The following is a 20,720-nucleotide window of genomic DNA, read 5'->3' on the forward strand; positions in this document are numbered from 1 at the left end:
GAGAGGAGGATGCGCACGACCGAATGCGATGAAACCGAACGAGGAACACCCCGCGTCATGTCCCTGAAGTCCCGTCTCGCCGAGGACCGCGTCCTCGTCGCTCCGGGCGTCTACGACGCCCTCACGGCCTCGCTCGCCACGGATGCGGGCTTCGAGGCCCTCTACCTCTCGGGCGCCGCCATCGCCTATACCCGGCTCGGCCGGCCCGATATCGGCCTCGTCTCGATGAGCGAGGTCGCCGAGACGGTGACCCTGGTGCGCGACCGGGTGGCGACGCCGCTCGTGGTCGATGCCGATAACGGCTACGGCAACGCGCTCAACGTCGAGCGCACCGTGCGGCTGTTCGAGCGGGCCGGCGCCAGCGCGATCCAGCTCGAGGACCAGAGCTACCCGAAGCGCTGCGGTCACCTCCAGGACAAGACGCTGATCGGCCAGGCGGAGATGGTCGGCAAGATCCGGGCGGCGCTCGATGCCCGTCGCAGCGCCGAGACCCTGATCGTCGCCCGCACCGACGCCGTGGCGGTGGAGGGCTTCGAGCGCGCCATCGAGCGGGCCCAGGCCTATGCCGAGGCTGGCGCCGACGTGCTGTTCGTCGAGGCGCCGCGCTCGGCCAACCAGCTCGCCGCGGTCACGAAGGCGCTCGGCACCACCCGCCCGCTGCTCGCCAACATGGTCGAGGGCGGCGACACGCCACTCGCCTCGGCCGACGATCTCGGGGCGCTCGGCTTCCGCCTGGTGATCTTCCCCGGCGGCATCGTCCGCGCGCTCGCCCGCACCGCCCAGGCCTATTACGGCTCGCTCGCCAAGGCCGGCACCAACACGCCGTTCGCCGACCGGATGTTCGATTTCGGCGAACTGAACGCGCTGATCGGCACGCCCGAGATGCTGGCCCGCGGCCGCGCTTACGAAGGAAGCGCCCAATGACGCCCATCGATCCCGTCACCCTGGCGGTGCTGAAGGGCCGCCTGGAGCAGATCGCCGACGAGATGGACGCGACGCTCTACCGCTCGGCCTTCAACCCGATCATCGCCGAAGCCCGCGACGCCTGCCACGGCCTCTACCACGCCGCCACCGGCGACACCCTGGTCCAGGGCACCAAGGGCCTGCCGATCTTCGTCGGCGCCATGGCCTTCGCGGTGAAGGCGGTGATCGCCAAGGTCGAGCGCGAGGGCGGCCTGGAACCCGGCGACACCTTCCTGTTCAACGATCCCTATAGCGGCGGCACCCACCTCAACGACTTCCGGCTGGTGCGACCGGTCTTCCGCGACGGAAAACTCTTCTGCTGGCTCGCCTCGGTCGGCCACTGGCTCGACATCGGCGGCAACGTGCCGGGGGGCTACAACCCGAAGGCGACGGAGAGCTTCCAGGAGGGCGTGCGCTTCCCGCCGGTGAAGCTGTTCTCGGCCGGGCGCCTGAACCAGGACATCGTCGACATCCTGGCCGCCAATACCCGGGTGCCGACCTCGAACTGGGGCGACCTCAACGGCCAGCTCAACGCCCTCGACCTCGGCGAGCGCCGGTTCAAAGCTCTCCTCGACGAGTACGGCGACGCCACGGTGGACGCTGCCTTCGCGGCCTTCTCCGACCGGGCCGAGGCCTTGATGCGCGCCGCGATCCGCGCCCTGCCGGACGGCCGCTACAGCTTCGCGGACGTGCTCGACAACGACGGCATCACCGACGAGCCGCTGACCATCGCCCTCGACCTGACGATCGCGGGCGACGGCATGGCGCTCGACTTCTCGCGCTCGTCGGCGCCGCCCCAGGGGCCGATCAACATCTCGCACGCCACCACCGTCGCGGCCTGCTACGTGGCCTTGAAGCACGTCTTCACCGAGGTGCCGGCCAATGCCGGCTGCCTGCGGCCGATCACCTTCACGGTGCCGGAGACGACCCTGCTCGGCGCTGGCGCCCCGAAGCCCATGGCGGGCTACACCGAGACGATCCTGCGGCTGATCGGCGTGGTGCTGGGCGCCCTCGCCGAGGCCGATCCGGAGCGGGCGACCGCCGCGCCCTTCGGCACCATCAACGCGCTCTCCCTCGCCGGCCATCGGCCGGACGGCTCGCGCTGGGTGATGTTCTCGTTCTTCGGCGGCGGCCTCGGCGGCAACCCGGAGACCGACGGCCTGAGCCACGCCAACAACCCGATCTCGACCGCGACGATTCCGCCCGTGGAGATCCTGGAGGCTGCCTATCCGGTGGTCTTCACCCAATGGGCCCTGCGTCCCGACAGTGCCGGGGCCGGCGCCCATCGCGGGGGCTTGGGAGCCGTCTACGAGATCGAGACCCTGACCGACGCCGACGTGTTCCTGCTCGGCGAGCGCGGCAAGGTGGCACCGTTCGGCGTCAAGGGCGGGCACGCTGCCGCCCTCAACCGCTTCGCCTGGCAAACGCCGGAGGGCTGGGCGAGCCCGCCGATGGTGTCGAAGGTCACCGACGTGCGGATCAAGGCCGGCGAGCGGGTGCGGCTCGAAACCCCCGGCGGCGGCGGCTTCGGCCACCCGGCCGAACGGAACCGTGACGCCCTGCGGCGCGACCTGCGCCTCGGCTACGTGACCTCGGCCGCCGCTGCCCGCGACTACGCCCTGACGCCCGGAGACGAGCAATGACCCCCCGCGCCATCGTCGGCGTCGATGTCGGCGGCACCTTCACCGACCTGTTCTACTACGACGAGGCCGCCGGCCGCTTCCAGACCGGCAAGGTCCCGTCGAACCGCGGCGACGAGGCGGTGGGCTTCCTCGCCGGCCTCAAAGGGTTCGGCCCGGTCGTGGGGCTCGCCTCGATCGTCCACGGCACGACGGTCGGCACCAACGCGCTGCTGGAGCGGAAAGGCGCCCGCATCGGCCTCATCACCACGCGGGGCTTTCGCGACGTGCTGGAGATGCGTCGGCGCGACCGGCGGCATACCTGGGGCCTGTGGGGCGACTTCGTCCCCGTCGTCGACCGCGACCTCCGGCTTGAGGTCGACGAGCGCACGCTCGCCGACGGCACGATTCGCCAAGGCGTCGATCCGGACCAGGTGGCGGAGGCCGCCCGCGCGCTGCTCGCCAACGGCGCCGAGGCCCTGGCGATCTGCTTCGTCAACGCCTACGCCAACCCGGAGAACGAGCGGATCGCCCTCGAAGCGGCCAGTGCCGTGTGGCCGAACGCCAACGTGGAGCGCTCGTCGGGCATCCTGCCGGAGATCCGCGAGTTCGAGCGCACCTCGACCACGGTGCTCAACGCGTATCTCCAGCCGGTGGTCGGCAACTACCTCGGCAAGCTCGACCGGGCGCTGGAATCGGAGAGCTTCACCGGCCGCTTCCACATCGTGCAGTCCAATGGCGGCGTGATGTCGACCGCCACTGCCCGGCGCCTGCCGGTGCGCACCGCGCTCTCGGGACCGGCCGCCGGCGTCATCGCGGCCGCCGCCATCGCCAAGGAGGCCGGTTTCCCGAACGTGATCACGGGTGACCTCGGCGGCACCTCCTTCGACGTGTCGCTGGTGGTCGAGGGCGAGACGGCGCTCGCCGCCCAGACGACGATCGATTTCGGCCTCGTCATCCGCACGCCGATGATCGAGATCAGCACGATCGGGGCCGGCGGCGGCTCGATCGCCCATGTCGATGCCGGCGGCCTGCTCCAGGTCGGGCCGGAGAGCGCCGGGTCGCGGCCGGGCCCGGTCTGCTACGGCCAGGGCAACACCCGCCCGACGCTGACCGACGCCAACGTGGTCTTGGGCCGCATCAACGCCGAGCGGCCGATCGGCGGCGCCTTGAAGCGCCTCGACGTCGAGGCGGCGAAGGCCGCGATCGCCGAGCACGTCGCTGAACCGCTCGGCCTCGACGTGATGGCGGCGGCGGAAGCGATCGTGCGGGTCGCCGACGGCAAGATGGCCGGCGCGATCCGCCTCGTCTCGATCGAGCGCGGCCACGACCCCCAGAAATTCGCCGCGGTGCCGTTCGGCGGCGGTGGGGCGCTGCATGTCGGCGCGCTGATCAAGGATGTGGGGCTTCGCGGCGCCCTGGTGCCGCGCTATCCGGGCGTCACCTCGGCGCTCGGCTGCGTCATCGCCGATATCCGCCACGACCAGGTCCAGACCCTCAACCTGTCGCTGGCCAATCTCGACGCTGCCGCCCTCGACCGGCGGATGGTGGCGGAAGCCAAGGCTGCCCGCGAGGTCGTCGAGGCCGCCGGCCTCACCGTCTCACGCATCGACACGGTGTTCGAGCTCGACATGCACTATGTCGGGCAGACCCATACCGTCGCGGTGGCGCTGCCGGTGACGGTCGCGAACGGCACCACCGGCATCACCCCAGGCGTGATCCAGGAAGCGTTCGAGACCGCCTACCGCACCTCGTTCAGCCGCCTGCTCCCGGGCCTCGGCACCCGGATCGTCAACCTGCGCACCGCCGCGATCGGCCGTCGGCCCCACTTCGACCTCGCCGCCCTGGCGCCGGGACCGGACGCCTCGCTGGAGGCCGCCCGCCTCGGCAGCCGGCCCGTCTGGTTCGCGGGTGCCTGGCACGAGGCCGCGGTCTTTGCCCGCCTCGCCCTGCCGGTCGGGGCCGAGATCTCGGGGCCGGCGATCCTGGAGCAGCCGGACGCCACGACCGTGGTCGATCCTGACCTGACGGCGCGGGTCGACCGGCTCGGCAACGTCGTGGTCACCCGCACGGGAGCGCCCGCATGAGCCATTCCGCGATCCCGATTGAGCGCACGGCGCTCCTGATCTGCGACCTGCAGAACGACTTCCTGCACCCGGACGGCGCCTACGGCCGGGCGGGCCAGGCCGCGCCCGAGATCGCCGCCGTGCCGGCCCGGGTCCGTCCGCTGGCCGAGCTGATCCGGGCACGAGGCGGGTTCATCGTCTCGACCCACTTCACGCTGGTGCCGGGCAAGGGCGGCGAGCCCCTGATCTCGCCCCATCTGCGCGAGCTGCGGCCGTTCCTCAGGAAGGGCGACTTCCTGCCCGGCGCCTGGGGCCACGCGCTGGTGGACGAGCTGCAGCCCGCCGACCTCTCGGTCGAGAAGGTCGCCTACTCGGCCTTCTACATGACCCGGCTCGAATGGGTGTTGCGCAAGGCGGGGATCGAGCGGCTGATCGTGTCGGGCATCGTCACCAATGGCGGCGTCGCCTCGACGGTCCGCGACGCGCATGTGCGCGACTTCTCGGTCACCGTCCTGTCCGACGCCTGCGCGGCCTTCTCGCCGGCGGTTCACCAGACCGCGATCGAGGCCCTGAAGCCGGTCTGCCGGGTGGCGGGAGTGGCGGACATCATCGCGGAGCTGTCGGCATGACCATCGCGCCCGCCGATTCCGTCAACTTCGACATCGAGGTTCCGGTCGCGGTGATCGGCGCCGGGGCGGCCGGGCTGGTCGCGGCACTCGCCGCCCACGAGGCCGGGGCCGAGGTGCTGGTGATTGAGCGCGATCCCGTGCCCCGCGGCTCCACCGCCCTCTCGGCCGGGCTGGTGCCGGCCCCCGGCACCCGCTGGCAGCGCGAGGCCGGGCTCGCCGACAGCCCGGAGCTGTTTTCCGCCGACATCATGGCGAAGGCGAAGAACGAGCCCGACCCGGTCCTCGTCGCGCGCCTCGCGGGGTCCGTCGGCCCGGCCCTCGAATGGCTCGCCGACCGGCACGGCCTGCCCTTCTCGGTCATCACCGACTTCCGTTATCCGGGCCACTCCGCCAACCGGATGCACGGTCTGCCGAGCCGGTCCGGCGAGGAGTTGGTCGATCGGCTGGCGCGGGCGGTCGAGGCGGCCGGCATCCCGATCCTGTGCGAGGCCAGGGTCGACACGCTCTACACCGAGGCCGCCGCGATCCGGGGCTTCGGCCTCGTGCGGCCCGACGGCTCGCGCGAGCGCGTCGCCTGCCGGGCCCTGGTGCTCGCCTGCAACGGCTATGGCGGCAACAAGGCCCTGGTGGCGCAGCACGTGCCGGAGCTGTCCGGCGCGCTCTATTTCGGCCACGAGGGCAACCAGGGCGACGCGCTGCTCTGGGGCGAGGCGCTCGGTGCCGCTACCCGCCACCTCTCGGGCCACCAGGGCCACGGCTCGGTGGCGCATCCGCACGGCATCCTGATCACCTGGGCGACCGTCACCGAGGGCGGGTTCCAGGTGAACGCCGAAGGCCGCCGCTTCTCCGACGAGAGCCGCGGCTATTCCGAGCAGGCGGCGGAGGTCCTGCGCCAGCCCGGCGGAACCGCCGTCACGGTGTTCGACGAGCGCATCGCCGGCATTGCCCGCCAGTTCGAGGATTTTCGCAGGGCCGAGAGCGCCGGGGCGATCGTGGCGGCGGACACGATCGCCGAGCTCGCGGCGCGGCTGCATCTGCCGGGAGCGGCTCTCGCCGCCGCCCTGGAGGAGGTCGAGGCGCTGAAACGCGCCGGCGGCCGGGACGGGTTCGGGCGCTCCTTCGCGGGCGTGCCGGCGCTGACCGCGCCCTACCGGGCGGTGCGGGTGACGGGCGCTCTGTTCCACACGCAGGGCGGCCTCGTGGTCGACGACGAGGCGCGGGTGCTGACGGCGGGCGACGCGCCGATCCCGAATCTGTTCGCGGCGGGGGGCGCCGCCTGCGGCGTGTCGGGGACCGGGCCGGGCGGGTACCTGTCGGGCAACGGGCTGCTGGCGGCGGTGGCGCTCGGGCGCATCGCCGGCCAGGCGGCGGGAGTGATGGGGGTTTGTTAGTTCCCAGCGCCTCACCATCTCTCAATCACCATTCATGATACCCTCCCCGTTCCCGCACGACTGAAGCGAAGCGGAAGGAGATCCGGGATCCAGCACAAGAATTCGCGAAGCGTCCGCCTGGCTGCAACGGCGCAGCATACAGAGCCGCTTCGCGGCGAGTCTTACGGCTGGATCCCGGATCTCCTTCCGCTGACGCTCCAGTCGTCCGGGAAAGGGGTGAGGGTTTCGAAAGTTTCGGCATCAACGAACACGGCGGAGGACGCCTGATGACCCCGCAACCCCGCACCCTCTTCGACAAGGTCTGGGACGCCCACGTCATGGCGACCCGGCCCGACGGGCAGGCTTTGCTCGCCATCGACCGCCACCTCCTGCACGAGGGCTCGTTCCACGCCTTCGGCATGCTTGACCATGCCGGGCGGCAAATCCGCCGGCCGGAGCTGACCTTCGCGGTGGCCGACCACTACGTCCCGTCCCGCGACCGCGGCGGGCCGATCCCGGATCCCGAGATCGCCAACATGGTCTCGACGCTCGCCGACAATGCCGGCCGGCACGGCATCCGGCATTTCGGCCTCGATGATCGCGCGCAGGGCATCGTCCACGTCCTGGCGCCGGAGCAGGGTCTGACGCTGCCGGGCCTCACCATCGTCTGCGGCGATTCCCACACCTCGACCCACGGCGCCTTCGGGGCACTCGGCTTCGGCATCGGCGCGACCGAGGTCGCGCACGTGCTCGCGACCCAAGCCCTGTGGCAGCGCCGGCCCAAGACTCTCCGGGTCGGCATCGACGGCGTGCTCGGCGCCCACGTCACCGCCAAGGACGTGATCCTGGCGATCATCGCAGGTGTAGGGGCCGGCGGCGCGGTCGGGCACGTGCTCGAATATGCCGGCAGCGCCATCCGCGGCCTGTCGATGGAGGGCCGGCTCACCATCTGCAACATGTCGATCGAGGCCGGGGCCCGGGCCGGGATGATCGCGCCGGACGACACCACCTTCGGGTTCCTGGAAGGACGGCCCTATGCCCCGAAGGGTGCGCTGTTCGAGCGGGCGGTCGCGGCCTGGCGGCTCCTGCCGAGCGACGAGGGCGCCCGGTTCGACCGCGAGGTGACGCTGGATGCCGCCGCCATCGCCCCGACCGTGACCTGGGGCACCAGTCCCGAGACGGCGCTCCCCGTCACCGCCGCGGTGCCGGATCCTGGCGCGGAGGCCGACGCTACCAAGGCCGGGCAGATGCGGGCGATGCTCGACTATATGGGCCTCACCCCCGGCATGCCGCTCGAATCGGTCGCGATCGACCGGGTGTTCATCGGCTCCTGCACCAATTCGCGCATCGAGGACCTGCGCGCCGCGGCCGGCGTGCTGCGCGGGCAGAAGGCCGCTGTGCCGGGCCTCGTCGTGCCGGGCTCAGGCCCGGTGCGGCGCCAGGCCGAGGCGGAAGGACTGGATCAGGTGTTCCGCGCAGCCGGCCTCGAATGGGGCGAGCCGGGCTGCTCGATGTGCGTCGGCATCAACGGCGACCTCGTGCCGGCGGGCGAGCGCTGCGCCTCGACCACCAACCGCAACTTCCCCGGCCGCCAGGGACCCAACGCCCGCACCCACCTGATGAGCCCGGCCATGGCCGCGGCGGCGGCCGTCACCGGCCGCCTCACCGACATCCGCCGGCTCGGGAGCCGCTGACCATGCAGCCTTTCACCACGCTCCAGGCCGTCGCGGTGCCGCTCGCTGTCGCTAACATCGACACCGACCAGATCCTGCCGGCCCGCTTCCTCAAGAAGCCGCGCAGCGCCGGCTACGGCAACTTCCTGTTCCACGACGAGCGCCGCCGCAGCGAGGCTTATCCCCTCGACGTGCCGGCTTACGCGGGGGCTGGCATCCTGGTGACCGATCGCAATTTCGGCTGCGGCTCGTCGCGCGAGGGCGCGGTCTACGCCCTCGTCGATGGCGGGATCCGCTGCGTGATCGCCCCGAGCTTCGGCGACATCTTCGCGTCGAACGCGGCGAAGAACGGGCTCCTGACGGTGACCCTGCCGGAGGACGTGGTGGCATTCCTTCGTGCCCGCCTCGCCGCCGCGCCCGGCGCGACGGTGACGGTCGATCTGCCGGCACAGACCGTGACCGACCCGGACGGCGCGGCGATCCCTTTCGAGATCGACCCGTTCAAGAAGCGCTGCCTCGTCGAGGGGCTCGACGACGTGGCGCTGACGCTCGAGCACGCCGCGGCGATCGCGGCCTTCGAAGCCCGGGTGGCGGCGGAGGAGCCGTGGCGGGTGCCGGGGGGCGCTTGAGCGCGCGGCCTCCCAGGCAACGTGCGACATCCGCGCACGACGTCCGCCGCGCAGGATCATCCCGGAGCCGAGAAGCGGAGCCCGGGATCGGGAACCCCCGGCGCTTCGGGAAGAAGCGGTCCGCCTCATTCGCCTGCATCCGCGCATCCGGATTTCGGGCTCCGCTACGCGGCCCGGGAATGACCGGGAGGGTGTCAGGGTTCCTCGCCCGATCGGAAGAAGTCCCGGATATGTCGGGATAATCCAGGCGCGCCGAGGCATCCCGCGGCCCTGCCGCTGCTGCCCAGGCGATGCGTCCTTGAGGAACCTGCCCGCGGGTCGGCAAAGCTCCCTCTCCCGCAGCCATGCACTCACGCGATGGCTCGCCGTTTAATCCCCGACATCGCCATCCCTCGGCCGATACGCACCTTGTGGTCTAACAAGCTCTCGCTACACTCTCCGCCCGAGCCGCGACGCCACCAATCAAACAAGCGGCCGGAAGAGGGAACGTCATGCTGGAGTGCGCATCCGTCGCCAGGCGGCGGCTCGTCCGCGCGTTGCTTGGTTCGACCATCCTGTTGGCCGCCAACGCCTCGCTCTCGACCGTTCAGGCCGCGGACCCGATCCGCATCGCGGTGATCGCGGAGGCGCAGGCGATCGCCGGGGCCGCGATCCCGCAGGCGGCGCAGCTCGCCGCCGACGAGATCAACGCCAAGGGCGGGATGGACGGCCGCAAGATCGAGATCATCACCTACGACAACAAGAGCTCGGCCGCCGACTCGGTCCGCGCCTTCCAGCGCGCCGCGAGCGAGGACAAGGCTCACGCGGTCATCGCCAGCTACATCAGCGAGGTGGTGCTGGCGCTCCAGCCCTGGTCGGCCCGGCTGAAGCTGCCCTTCATCACCCCGGGCGCAGCCTCCAACGAGATCCCGCTCAACGTCCACAAGGACTATGCCCGCAACAAGTACTCCTTCCACGGCTACCTGACCTCGAAGGCGCAGTCGCAAGCCGTCTGCGACGCCGCCAAGGCGATCCTCGTCGAGGGGCGGCAGATGAAGACCGCCGTCATCATGAGCGAGGACGCGGCGTGGACCAAGCCCCTCGACGAGGGCTACAAGGAATGCCTGCCGAAGGTCGGGCTGAAGGTGCTCGACCACATCCGCTTCTCGCCGAGCACCACCGACTTCAACCCGATCTTCAGCCGCATCGAGGGCGCCAAGCCCGACGTGATCGTCACCGGCATCTCGCATGTCGGGGTGCAGCCGACGGTGCAGTGGCGCAGCCAGCAGGTGCCGATCCCGATGATCGGCATCGCCTCGCAGGCGACCAACGCCACCTTCTGGAAGGAGACGAACGGTGCCACGGAGGGCGTGCTGTTCGAGATGTTCGCCGCGCCCGGCACCAACGTGACGCCGAAGACCGCGCCCTTCGCCGAGGCCTTCAAGGCGAAGTACGGCAGCTATCCGGGCTATGCCGGCTACACCGCCTATGACGAGGTCTATTACATCGCCGATGCGGTGAAGCGGGCGGGCTCGACCGATCCCGACAAGCTGGTCGAGGCGCTGGAGAAGACCGACTGGGAGGGCACCCTCGGGCGCATCCAGTTCTACGGCAAGGACGACGAGTTCACCCACTCCATCAAGTACGGCCCGGGCCTCGTCTCCGGCATGATGATGCAGTGGCAGGACGGCAAGCAGCTGGCGATCTGGCCGCCAAACGTCGCCAACGGGAAGATCACCTTCCCGAGTTTCGTCAAGGCCGGGACGGCGGCGAACTGACGGCGAACGTCGAACCGACCCCGATCGGGCCAGCGCGGGATCCCTTCTCCCATGTGGGAGAGGGGAGTTCTCGCGCGCGCCTCGCCCCTCCTCTTCCCCGAGAGCCCCAAGACCCGCGACATGACCGCGATCCAGATCCTCATCGACGGCTTCGCCATCTCGGCGCTCTACGCGCTCGGCGCCACCGGCTTCACCCTCATCTTCGGCGTCTCGGGCGTGCTCAACCTCTCGCACGGGGCCCTCATGGTCACCGCCGCGGTGGTGGCCTGGGCCGCGTCGAGCGAACTCGGCCTCGGCTCCTATGCCGGTGCCGCCGCGGGCGTCGCGGTCTGCACCGGGCTGACGCTCGCCACCTACGGCGTGGTGGTGCGTCCGATCGACCGCTCCCGGGCGATCCCGCCGGAGGAGAAGGAGATCTTCATCCTCACCGGCACGCTCCTGTGGGGCATCATGATCCAGGAATTCATCGCCTACCTGTTCACCAGCAACGCCAAGACCGTGATGCCGATCGTCGAGGGCGTCGTCACCATCGCGGGCGTGCGCACCCCGTGGAACCAGGTCTTCACCGCCGTGGTCTGCTGGGCCACGATCGGGCTGCTCTGGCTCCTCGTGAACCGCACCCGCACCGGCAAGGTGCTGCTCGCCGCCTCGATGAACCCACGCGGCGTGACGTTGCTCGGCTTCGAACTGTCGAAGATCTACGTCGCGATCTGGCTCATCTACGGCGTGCTCGCGGGCATCGCCGGGGTGCTGCTCGGCCAGTTCCTCGGCGTGTCGAGCTACAGCGTCGGCCCGCTCACCGCGAGCGCCTTCTCGATCGTGGTGCTGGGGGGCTTGGGGAGCGTCTCGGGCTCGCTGATCGCCGCCTACGTCGTCGGCTACCTCGAGACGCTGACCGCCTACCTCGTCTCCCCGGCCTACCGGACGATTCCCGCGCTGCTGCTGCTCGTGGCGGTGATGTATGTCCGCCCGCAGGGCCTGCTCGGGCGCCGCTGACGCCCGGCTTCACCTCGATCTGCCAAGAGGCCCCATGCTCGCAAAAACCTTTCGCAATCCGCTGTTCTGGCTCTGCCTGATCGGCCTCGCGCTCGCCAGCGTGCTGCCGCTCTGGGTCTCGGGCTACATCCTCGGGCTCCTCACTGTCGCGTACTTCTTCGGCGTGTTCTCGATGGCGTGGGACCTGCTGTTCGGCTTCGCCGGCGAGGTCAATTTCGGCCCGACCTTCCTGATCGGCTTGGGCGCCTACACCGCCGGCATCCTCAACGGCCACGGAATCGGCATCCCGCTCTGCCTCCTTGCCGGCACGGTCGCGGCGGTGATCGGCGGCCTCGTCCTGGCGCTGCCGGCGCTCCGGGTGCGGGGCCCGTATTTCGGCCTCACCACCGTCGTGGCGGTGCTGATCCTCCAGAACCTGATCGTCGTCTTCGCCGACACCACCGGCGGCGAGATCGGACTCACCGTGCCCGACGTCATCAGCATCGACGCCGCCACCAATTACTGGATCGCGCTCGGCTTCATGGGGGTGAGCGGGCTCATCCTCTACGCCATTGCGGTCTCGCCGGTCGGGCTGATCCTGCAGGCGAGCGGGCAGGACCCGGTCGAGGCCGGCGCGCTCGGGTTCAACGTCGCCAAGCACAAGCTCGCGGCGTTCTGCGTCAGCGCGGTCTTCTCCGGTCTCGGCGGAGGCTTGTTCGTCTTCTACATGGGCACCGCCTCGGTCGGCACTCTGATCGACGTCTCGGTCGGCGTCCAGGTGATCATCGGGGCGGTGCTCGGCGGGCGTCGCACCATCGTGGGGGGCGTGCTCGGCGCGGTGTTCCTCATCGCCGCCGGCGAGTTGCTGCGGCCGCTCGGGGCTCTGTCGACCTTCGTGGTCTCGGCCGCAGCCCTCGCCGTCATCCTGTTCGTCCCGTCGGGCCTCCTCGGGATCCTCACCCGCCAAGGTCACCGCGAGGGACAGCGCGCCTGATGCCCCGCCCCTCCCCTGCTGTCCGACAAGGTGTGCGTTCATGAGTGCGGCCGGCCTCGCCCCCTCCACCGTCCCCCTGCCCTCCGCCATGCGCTCCGCGACCGACGCCGCGCCACCACTGCTGGCGGTCGAGGGGCTGACCAAGCGCTATGGCGGCCTGGTCGCCGCGAAGTCGATCAGCTTCTCGGTGCGGGCCGGCGAGATCGTCGGGCTGATCGGGCCGAACGGCTCGGGCAAGTCCACGGTGATGAAGCTCATCATGGGCCTCGAGCGCCCGAATGCCGGCAGCGTCCGGCTCGACGGCACCGAGATCGCCGGCTGGCCGTCGCACCGGGTGGCGCGGGCCGGCATCGGCCTCGTCTTCCAGCACTCGCGGCCGCTGCACCGGCAGACGGTGCTGGAGAACATCAAGCTCGCGCTCCTGCCCGACAGCCTGATCCGGCTCTTCGCCGATCCCGGCGTGGAGAAGCGGGCCCGGGCCATCGCCGAGCGGGTGGGCCTCGGCGCCGTGATGGACCGCCGCCCCGGCACACTGCCCTTCGCCGACCTGCGCCGGATGGAGCTCGCCAAGGCCATCGCCCGCGACCCCAAGGTGGTGCTGGTGGACGAGCCCTTCGCGGGCCTCACCTCCGGCGAGGTCGCGGATTTCTCCGCCCTGATCCGGGGGTTTCGCGACGAGGGCAAGGCGGTGCTCCTCGTCGACCACAACGTGAAGAGCGTCGCCGCCCTCGTCGACCGGGTCTTCGCGATGTATCTCGGCGAGCGCGTCGCCGAGGGCTCGGCCGCCGAGGTGATGCGCAACGAGACCGTGCGCCGGGTCTATCTCGGGGGCAGCATCGAGACCGCGTCGCGGCCCGAGGCGAGCTTCTCCGGCGCGCCGCTGCTGCAGGTGGACGGGCTCGACGTGCTCTACGGCAAGGCGCAGGCCCTGCGCCGGGTCAGCCTCCACGTGCACGAGGGCGAGTTCGTCTCGGTGGTCGGCCTCAACGGCGCCGGCAAGACGACGTTGTTCAACGCGATCTCCGGGCTCGTGCCCCATTCCGGCACGATCAGCTTCGCCGGGGAGCCCCTGGCGAAGCGCAGCCCGGCGAGCATCGCCAAGGGCGGCATCGTCCAGGTGCCGGAGACCCGCGAGTTGTTCGGCGAGATGAGCGTGCGCGAGAACCTCGATCTCGGCGGGCAGCACCTGCCCAAGGCCGAGAGCGCGCGCCAGCTCGAGTGGCTGTTCGAGCTCTTCCCGATCCTGAAGAGCCGCGGCGGCCAGATGGCCCGCACCCTGTCGGGCGGCGAGCAGCAGATGCTCACCATCGCCCGCGCCCTGATGATGAAGCCGCGGCTCCTGATCCTCGACGAGCCGACCCTCGGCCTCGCCCCGGTGATCCTCGAGCAGCTCTCGAAGGCGCTGGAGCGCCTGCGCCAGACGACGCCGATCACGGTGCTGCTGGGCGAGCAGAACGTCACCTTCGCGCTGCCCCATGCCGACCGGGTCTACGTGCTGGAGCATGCCCGCATCGTCTGGGAGGGCCCGCCCGACCGCTTCGCGGCAGAGGCCGGCACCGGATACCTCTAGGGCCGATATTCCATGGCGAGGCGAAGCGCGGCCGGAGACGAGAAGCCCGAGAAACCCGAAACCCTTGACTCGGGTTAAGGCGGACGGAGACGACCGGCCGTAATCGTGCAGGACAGCCATCCCAGGAGAGAGCGGAATGTCCTGCTACTACTTCCACTTCCAGGTCGGCAGCCGTCTCATCCGGGATACGCGCGGCGTCGAGCTCAAGGAGCCGCACGAGATCATCACCTGCTCGGCCCATATCGCGGTGCTGCTGAAGCGGCGCGCCTGCCGCGAGCCCGAGTGGAAGGAGGCGATCATCCACGTCGAGGACAAGGAGCGCCGCTTCAGCCTCTTCCTGCCGATCGCGCGGTTCGCCGATGCGATTCCACGGCTGCAGGCGAACTGAGCAGACGGACGCTGGAAGGCCAACGCTTCGTCAGCGTGGATTCTCGTTCTGTCGCAGATTTTCGATGCAGAACCGGCAGCCGTTCTTGCGAAGTCTGTTTCTCTCGCAGAGAGCACGGCCGTGAGATCAACCACGCTCCACCGGCATCCCGCCCTCTGCATCATCCCGGGTTCTCGACGGCTCGTCCCGGGATAACGTTCAGGATCGTGACGATGGCGGCGGATTGTCCTACGCCGCCTTGATCTGCGTCACGAACCCGCCGATCTCGCGCTCCAGCGTCGCGGCCTGGTGCGCCAGATCCTGGGCGGCGCGCAGCACCTGATCGGCGGTGCCGCCGGTGTGGCCGGCGCCCTGCTGCACCGCATCGATGTGGCTGGAGACGACCTGCGTGCTGTGGGCGGCGTGCTGGACGTTGCGGGCGATCTCGCCCGTGGCGGCGCTCTGCCGCTCCATCGCGGTCGCGACGCTGGTGGCAATGGCGTTCATGTCGCGGATCGTGCCGCCGATCGCCTCGATGGCCTGCACCGCCCGGGCAGTCTGAGCCTGAATACTGCCGATCTGGCCGGCGATCTCGTCGGTCGCCCGCGCCGTGCGGGTGGCGAGATCCTTGACCTCGGCGGCGACCACTGCGAAGCCCCGGCCCGCCTCCCCGGCGCGGGCCGCCTCGATCGTGGCGTTGAGCGCCAGCAGGTTGGTCTGCCCGGCGATGCTGGTGATGAGCTGGACCACGTCGCCGATCTGCTGCGCGCCGGCGGCCAAAGCCCGGATCGTCGTCTCGGTGCAGGCGGCCTCCGCGTCGGCACGGCCGGCGATGACCGAGGAATGGGCGACCTGCCGCACGATCTCCTCGATGCTGGCGGAGAGTTCGTCCGTCGCGTTCGCCACGCCGCCGACATTGGCGGAGGTCTGGCTCGCCGCGTCCGCGACGCTCGCCGACAGGCGCGAGGACTCGGCGGCCGAGGTCGACAGGTTGCGTGCCGCCCCCTCCATCTGGCCGGCCGCTGCGGTCAGGGTGGCGATCAGCGCCGAGACCTTGCCCTCGAAGCCCTGGGTCAGGGCCTCAAGGTGGCGCGCCCGCTCCACTTTCGCGTCGGTATCCTGCCGCTGGATCGCGTCGCGCTGCTCGGATTCGATCAGCCCGTCGCGGAACAGGGCCACGGTGCGGGCCATCGCGCCGATCTCGTCGGCGCGCCCGGTATCCGGAACCTCGATCGCCCGGGCGCCGCTGCCGAGCGCCGCCATGGCGCCCGACAGACGCTGCAGCGGCCTGGTGATCGACCCGGCGAGCCGCAGCGAGATCATGATCCCGAGCAGCACGATGCCGGCGGCCTTGGCGAGGAACGCCGTGGTGCCCTGCTCGACGCTGCGGGCGAACTCTTCCTCGTGGGCGAGCGCGTCGCGGGTCACGGCCGCCAGCAGCGTCTCGGACGCCTTCATCGACTGGTCCCGGGCGGCGCGGGAGATCGTGAGGTGCTTGCCCCACTCGGCCGCGAGGACGGTGGCGCGCTCCAGCGCCCCGCGCCAGGCGGTGATCTTCGCCGCCAGGTCGGCATTCGCCTGGAGCTTGGCCAGGGCGGCCGCCGCGGATTGATCCGCCGCCGCGGCGGCCTTGGCCTCGCCCGTCGCCTTGAACGACGCGGCCTGCTCGCGGGCGGCCAGGAACGCCTCGGAGGCGCCGTTCAGCATCCGGGCCTGGTCGAGGTCGCCGTCCTCGAAGGCGCGGGTGCGCCGCTGCGACAGGGCCTGCGCGATCTGGCCGCCGGCCTGGCCGATCTCCCGGGTCTGGAGGGCCTGATCCTCGTCCTTGATCCGCGCGAGGGCGACGTATTCGGCGCCGTAGCTCTTCAGGGCGGCGGCGATGGTATCGCTGAGCGCCTTCTCGTCGGGCTCGAACCCGACGGCGTTTCCGCGCTCCTCGATCAGGCGCAGGGACTTGTCGAGATAGTCGCGCGCCACCTTGAGGGCCGCCGGGTCGAAGCGCTGGAGCCAGCGGCTCAGCTCGAAGCGCGTCTGCATCATCGCCATGTCGACGGCGCGGACATGCTCGGTCTTGGCCCTGTTGTTCCGGTACTCGGCGAAGCTCCCGTTGATCTGCGTCACCAGCATGGCGCCCGAGAGCGCCACGCCCACGGTCGTCGCCAGCACCACGCCGAAGCCCGCGAAGATCCGCGCCTTGATCGAGAGACGCGACAGGCGCCCATTCTTGAACCACGTCCGCATCGTCCCGCTGCCTCGTTCCGGCATATCGTCCCATCGACGTTGGACGGCGTCCGCTAAGGCATGCTTAAAACGAGCGCCCTTTCCCCGACGATGTCGATAGAAGAGACCATGGCCGTCCGGCCGTGGGACGGGGCGGCGACGGAAGGGAAGGCCGTTCCTAATTCGGGATCGGACTGGCGTCGGCGGGCCGATTCCCCGTCGGTTCGCGACGGGTTCGGCGATCGATCCGGCGGTTGATCTTGCCGGGCGTATCCTCATCGCGGACCGGCCGCCGCCGTTCCTCACCCATAGGCCGCCAGCCCCCTCGTGTGGCCGGGCTCGGCCACCGGGATGCCGGCACCCGTATATTCGTTGAGCTTGTTGCGCAGGGTGCGGATGGAGATCCCCAGGATCTTGGCGGCGTGGGTGCGGTTGCCGAGGCAGTGGTCGAGGGTGTCGAGGATCAGGTCGCGCTCGACATCGGCGAGGGATCGACCGACGAAGCTCCGGGTCACGGCCTCGGCGGCCTGCACCGCGCGGGCGGCGGGGCTGCCGGACGCGAGCGCCTCGCCCTCCGGCGAGCGGATCGCGTCGGCGTCGATCTCGGGGCCGCTCGCCAGCAGCACCGCCCGGTGCAGGGTGTTCTCCAGCTCGCGCACGTTGCCGGGCCAGGGGTTCTGGGCGACGAGACGCCGGGCCTCGGCCGAGAGCGGCCGGGGCGCGATCCCGTTCGCCTCGGCGTATTTGCGCGCGAAATGGCCGGCGAGTTCGAGGATGTCCGAGGGGCGGTCGCGCAAGGGCGGCAGGCGCAGGTTCACCACGTTGAGGCGGTAGAGCAGGTCCTCGCGGAACGTGCCCTTGCGCGCCTCCTCGGCGAGGTTGCGGTTCGAGGTGGCGAGCACACGGATGTCGACCTTCACCGGCTGGGTGCCGCCGACCCGGTCGATCACCCGCTCCTGCAGGGCCCGCAGCAGCTTGGCCTGCAGCCGCACGTCCATCTCGGAGATCTCGTCGAGGAGCAGCGTGCCGCCATTGGCCTCCTCGAACCGGCCGATGCGCCGGGCCACCGCGCCGGTGAAGGCCCCCTTCTCGTGGCCGAACAGCTCGGATTCGAGCAGCGCGTCGGGGATCGCCGCGCAGTTCACGCTGACGAAGGGTTTTTGCGCCCGGTTCGACCGGGTGTGGACGTAGCGGGCCAGCACCTCCTTGCCGGTGCCGCTCTCGCCGGTGATCAGCACCGAGGCGTCAGAGCGCGCCACCTGCTCGGCGAGCTTGACCACCCGCTCCATCGAGGCGTCGCGCCACACGAAGGAGCGGGCATCCGCCGTCACTGCCTCCAGCACCGCCGCGATCAGCTCGGGGTCGGGCGGTAGCGGGATGTACTCCTTGGCCCCCGCCTGAATCGCCGCTACCGCGGCCTTCGCGTCGGTGCCGGTGCCGCAGGCCACCACGGGCGTGCGGATGCGCTCGTCGGCGAGCGCCGTGACCAGCGTGCGGATCGACAGCGACACCTCGACCATCACGAGGTCGGCGCCCTTGGCCCGCAGCGCGTTGAGGCCCTGCTCGATCCCGTCGGCCTGGGTCACGGCGGCGCCGCGGCTCATCGCGATGCGGGAGGCGGTGACGAGTTCGCCGTTGAGGCGTCCGATGATCAAGAGCCGCATGGCGGGCACTCCGTTGGGCGGTTTTCGGGCGGCGGGAACGGAGATCAGCCGTCGACCTTGACGATCTCGGTCATCGTCACGCCAAGGCGCTCCTCCACCAGCACCACCTCGCCGCGGGCGACGAGGCGGTTGTTGACGAAGATGTCGATCGCCTCGCCGACCTTGCGGTCGAGCTCCAGCACCGTGCCGGGGCCGAGGCGCAGGAGGTCGCCGATCGGCATCCGCGACGAGCCGAGCACCGCCGAGACCATCACCGGCACGTCGAAGACCTGCTCGAGATCGGAGGCCGACTTCGCCGCCACCGGCGCGTCGCGCATCGCGGCGGTCGCCGTCGTGTCGAAGGCGAGATCCGCCTCGCTGAGCTGCGGCAGGCCGAGATCGTTGTCGGAGGACATCGGGGTACCTCGTGAGGGAAGAACGTTGTTCGGAACGGAGCGTCAGGCGGCGGGCAGGGCGGCGAGCAGGGCGGCCTCGATCGCCGCGCGGTCGCGCACCACGCCGCCATCGGCCCACTCGATGCGGGCGTCGCCCGGCGCCATGCCGGGATCGCCCAGCACGATCAGGCGGCCCTCGTAGCCGCGCTCCCGGGCGAGCCGCGCGACCTGTCGCTCGGTCTCCTCGACCAGCGCGTCGTGCACCCGGATCGCCAGGTGCGGCACGCCGCGCAGGTGCTGGAGCGCCCGCCCTGCCGCCTCCGCGATCGCCGCCACCGGCTGGCTGTCGAGGGCGGCGCCCGCGATCTTGCGCCCGAGCGCCACGGCGAAGTCGAAGGCCTGGGCCTCGCGCTCGGCGTCGCGGGCATCCGCGCCAGCGATCATGCCGGCGGCCGCGGCGGCGACCCGGTTGAAGGCGTCGGCGAGGCGCGCCTGCACCTGCGCCTCGGCCTGGGCGCGGCCCTCCTGCAGGCCGCGGGCATAGGCCGCCGCCTCGGCCTCGGCCCGGGCGGCGGCCTCCGCGGCGGCCTCGGCCTGGCGGAGCGCCTCCGCCTCGGGGGCGGGAGCCTCCTCCTCCGGCGGCTTGCCGACGGGATGGCGGAAGTCGGTGTCGAACAGGAAGCGCCGGATCTGCGCCATCAGGCTTTTTCCTTCGCGTCGGGCTCGAACGTGTCGCAGTCGCGCATCAGTAGACCAGCTCTTCCTCGGCGCTGTTCTTGGCGATCATGATCTCGCCCTTCTCGGCCAGTTCCTTGGCGAGGTCGGTCATCTTCGACTGGGCCTCGTCGACCTCCTTGAGGCGGATCGGCCCGAGCGAGTCCATGTCGTTCTGCATGTTCTTGGCCGAGCGGCTCGACATGTTGGCGAAGAAGAACGCCCGGACCGGATCCGACGCGCCCTTGAGCGCTCGGGCCAGCACGTCGCGGTCGACGCTGCGCATCAGGGTCTGGACGCTGCCGGCGTCGAGCTTCATCAGGTCGTCGAAGGTGAACATCAGCTGGCGGATCTTCTTCGCGGAGCCCCGGTTCGCCTGGTCGAGAGCGGTCAGGAACCGGATCTCGGTCTGCCGGTCGAAGGCGTTGAACACGTCGGCGAGCAGCTCGTGGGCGTCGCGCCGGGTGGTCTGGGCGATGGTCGAGACGAACTCGACCCGCAGGATCTCCTCGATGTGGCGCAGGGCCTCCTTCTGCACCGTCTCCATCCGCAACATCCGGTTGAGGACGTCGATGGCGAAGTCCTCCGGCAGGATGGTCAGGACCTTGGCGGCGTAGTCCGAGCGCACCCGCGACAGGATCACCGCGACGGTCTGCGGGTACTCGTTGCGCAGGAACGAGGCCAGGATCTCGGGGTCGATCTGGGTCAGGCTGGCCCAGACCCGGCGGGTCGAGGCGCCCTTCACCTCCGCCATGATCACCGAGACCTGCTCGGGCGGGAAGATCTTCAGGAGCAGCGCCTCGGTGCGCTCGAAGCTCGAGGTGATGCCGCCGCTGGCCGAGAGCCGCGACACGAAGTCGACGATCAGGTGCTCGACCGCCTCCGCCTCGAGCGAGCCGAGCTGGACCATGGCGTGCGAGACCTTCTTGACCTCGTCCTCCTCCAGCATCCGCCAGATCGGGGCGCCGTCCTCCTCGCCGAGGAGCAGCAGGAGGGCGGCGGCACGCTGGGTCCCGGGCATCTCGGCGAAGCTCAGGCCCGCTACCGCGGAGCGGGAGACCGGCATCGGGGTCACGGCCATGGCGTCAGCTTTCTCGGGCGAAACGAAAGTCTTGGTGTTCTCGGCAGACTGCCCA

At 70.7% G+C, this 20,720-nt stretch carries 17 protein-coding genes; 12 read left to right on the plus strand and 5 right to left on the minus strand.

Annotated features, from left to right (window positions below; genetic code table 11):
* Positions 1-57: 57 nt before the first annotated feature.
* The 12 genes from MFF64_RS01500 to MFF64_RS01555 all read left to right on the plus strand — a co-directional run bounded on the left by MFF64_RS01500 (position 58) and on the right by MFF64_RS01555 (position 14,633).
* A complete protein-coding gene (locus tag MFF64_RS01500) occupies positions 58-924 on the plus strand; it encodes an isocitrate lyase/PEP mutase family protein (RefSeq protein WP_099906810.1) in 867 nt (288 codons plus the stop codon).
* Positions 921-2,606 carry a hydantoinase B/oxoprolinase family protein gene (locus MFF64_RS01505; protein ID WP_099906808.1) on the plus strand — a complete coding sequence of 562 codons (1,686 nt, stop codon included), beginning with the start codon at positions 921-923 and terminating at the stop codon, positions 2,604-2,606. Before MFF64_RS01500 ends, MFF64_RS01505 begins: the two co-directional genes overlap by 4 nt.
* Positions 2,603-4,669: a hydantoinase/oxoprolinase family protein gene (locus tag MFF64_RS01510; protein WP_099906806.1), complete on the plus strand. Its 2,067-nt coding sequence runs from the start codon at positions 2,603-2,605 to the stop codon at positions 4,667-4,669. The genes MFF64_RS01505 and MFF64_RS01510 overlap by 4 nt, the downstream gene beginning before the upstream one ends.
* Entirely contained in the window at positions 4,666-5,277 is a 612-nt protein-coding gene (locus tag MFF64_RS01515) for a cysteine hydrolase family protein (protein WP_099906804.1), read from the plus strand. Before MFF64_RS01510 ends, MFF64_RS01515 begins: the two co-directional genes overlap by 4 nt.
* Positions 5,274-6,668, plus strand: a complete 1,395-nt coding sequence (locus MFF64_RS01520; protein WP_238189235.1) for an FAD-dependent oxidoreductase — start codon at positions 5,274-5,276, stop codon at positions 6,666-6,668. The genes MFF64_RS01515 and MFF64_RS01520 overlap by 4 nt, the downstream gene beginning before the upstream one ends.
* Positions 6,669-6,934: 266 nt before the next feature.
* Positions 6,935-8,341 carry a 3-isopropylmalate dehydratase large subunit gene (gene leuC / locus MFF64_RS01525; RefSeq protein ID WP_238189237.1) on the plus strand — a complete coding sequence of 469 codons (1,407 nt, stop codon included), beginning with the start codon at positions 6,935-6,937 and terminating at the stop codon, positions 8,339-8,341.
* Between the two features lie 2 nt (positions 8,342-8,343).
* Positions 8,344-8,949: a 3-isopropylmalate dehydratase small subunit gene (gene leuD / locus MFF64_RS01530; RefSeq protein ID WP_099901688.1), complete on the plus strand. Its 606-nt coding sequence runs from the start codon at positions 8,344-8,346 to the stop codon at positions 8,947-8,949.
* Positions 8,950-9,440: 491 nt separating this feature from the next.
* On the plus strand, positions 9,441-10,706 hold the full coding sequence (locus MFF64_RS01535) for an ABC transporter substrate-binding protein (RefSeq protein ID WP_238189239.1): 1,266 nt from the start codon (positions 9,441-9,443) through the stop codon (positions 10,704-10,706).
* Positions 10,707-10,826: 120 nt separating this feature from the next.
* Positions 10,827-11,702, plus strand: coding sequence for a branched-chain amino acid ABC transporter permease (locus MFF64_RS01540; RefSeq protein WP_238189302.1), 876 nt, complete (start codon positions 10,827-10,829; stop codon positions 11,700-11,702).
* 34 nt (positions 11,703-11,736) lie between these two features.
* Positions 11,737-12,675, plus strand: a complete 939-nt coding sequence (locus MFF64_RS01545; RefSeq protein ID WP_099907531.1) for a branched-chain amino acid ABC transporter permease — start codon at positions 11,737-11,739, stop codon at positions 12,673-12,675.
* An 88-nt stretch (positions 12,676-12,763) separates the two neighbouring features.
* A complete protein-coding gene (locus tag MFF64_RS01550; RefSeq protein WP_238189304.1) occupies positions 12,764-14,245 on the plus strand; it encodes an ATP-binding cassette domain-containing protein in 1,482 nt (493 codons plus the stop codon).
* Positions 14,246-14,381: 136 nt separating this feature from the next.
* The gene (locus MFF64_RS01555) at positions 14,382-14,633 is read left to right on the plus strand and encodes a DUF6894 family protein (RefSeq protein WP_099907528.1); all 252 of its coding nucleotides are present in this window, start codon (positions 14,382-14,384) and stop codon (positions 14,631-14,633) included.
* 228 nt (positions 14,634-14,861) lie between these two features.
* On the opposite strand, the gene MFF64_RS01560 is transcribed toward MFF64_RS01555, so the two are convergent.
* The 5 genes from MFF64_RS01560 to fliG form a co-directional block, all read right to left on the minus strand.
* On the minus strand, positions 14,862-16,853 hold the full coding sequence (locus MFF64_RS01560; protein WP_099907526.1) for a methyl-accepting chemotaxis protein: 1,992 nt from the start codon (positions 16,851-16,853) through the stop codon (positions 14,862-14,864).
* A gap of 281 nt (positions 16,854-17,134) precedes the next feature.
* The gene (gene flbD, locus MFF64_RS01565) at positions 17,135-18,496 is read right to left on the minus strand and encodes a sigma-54-dependent transcriptional regulator FlbD (protein WP_099907525.1); all 1,362 of its coding nucleotides are present in this window, start codon (positions 18,494-18,496) and stop codon (positions 17,135-17,137) included.
* 44 nt (positions 18,497-18,540) lie between these two features.
* A complete protein-coding gene (gene fliN / locus MFF64_RS01570) occupies positions 18,541-18,891 on the minus strand; it encodes a flagellar motor switch protein FliN (RefSeq protein ID WP_099907523.1) in 351 nt (116 codons plus the stop codon).
* Between the two features lie 42 nt (positions 18,892-18,933).
* Positions 18,934-19,569 (minus strand): FliH/SctL family protein, encoded by a 636-nt coding sequence (locus MFF64_RS01575; protein WP_099907522.1) that lies wholly within the window; start codon positions 19,567-19,569, stop codon positions 18,934-18,936.
* A gap of 46 nt (positions 19,570-19,615) precedes the next feature.
* The gene (gene fliG / locus MFF64_RS01580) at positions 19,616-20,665 is read right to left on the minus strand and encodes a flagellar motor switch protein FliG (protein ID WP_099907520.1); all 1,050 of its coding nucleotides are present in this window, start codon (positions 20,663-20,665) and stop codon (positions 19,616-19,618) included.
* Between the last annotated feature and the right edge of the window lie 55 nt (positions 20,666-20,720).

Source organism: Methylobacterium frigidaeris (assembly GCF_022179185.1).
In the GTDB taxonomy this organism is placed as follows: Bacteria; Pseudomonadota; Alphaproteobacteria; order Rhizobiales; family Beijerinckiaceae; genus Methylobacterium; species Methylobacterium frigidaeris.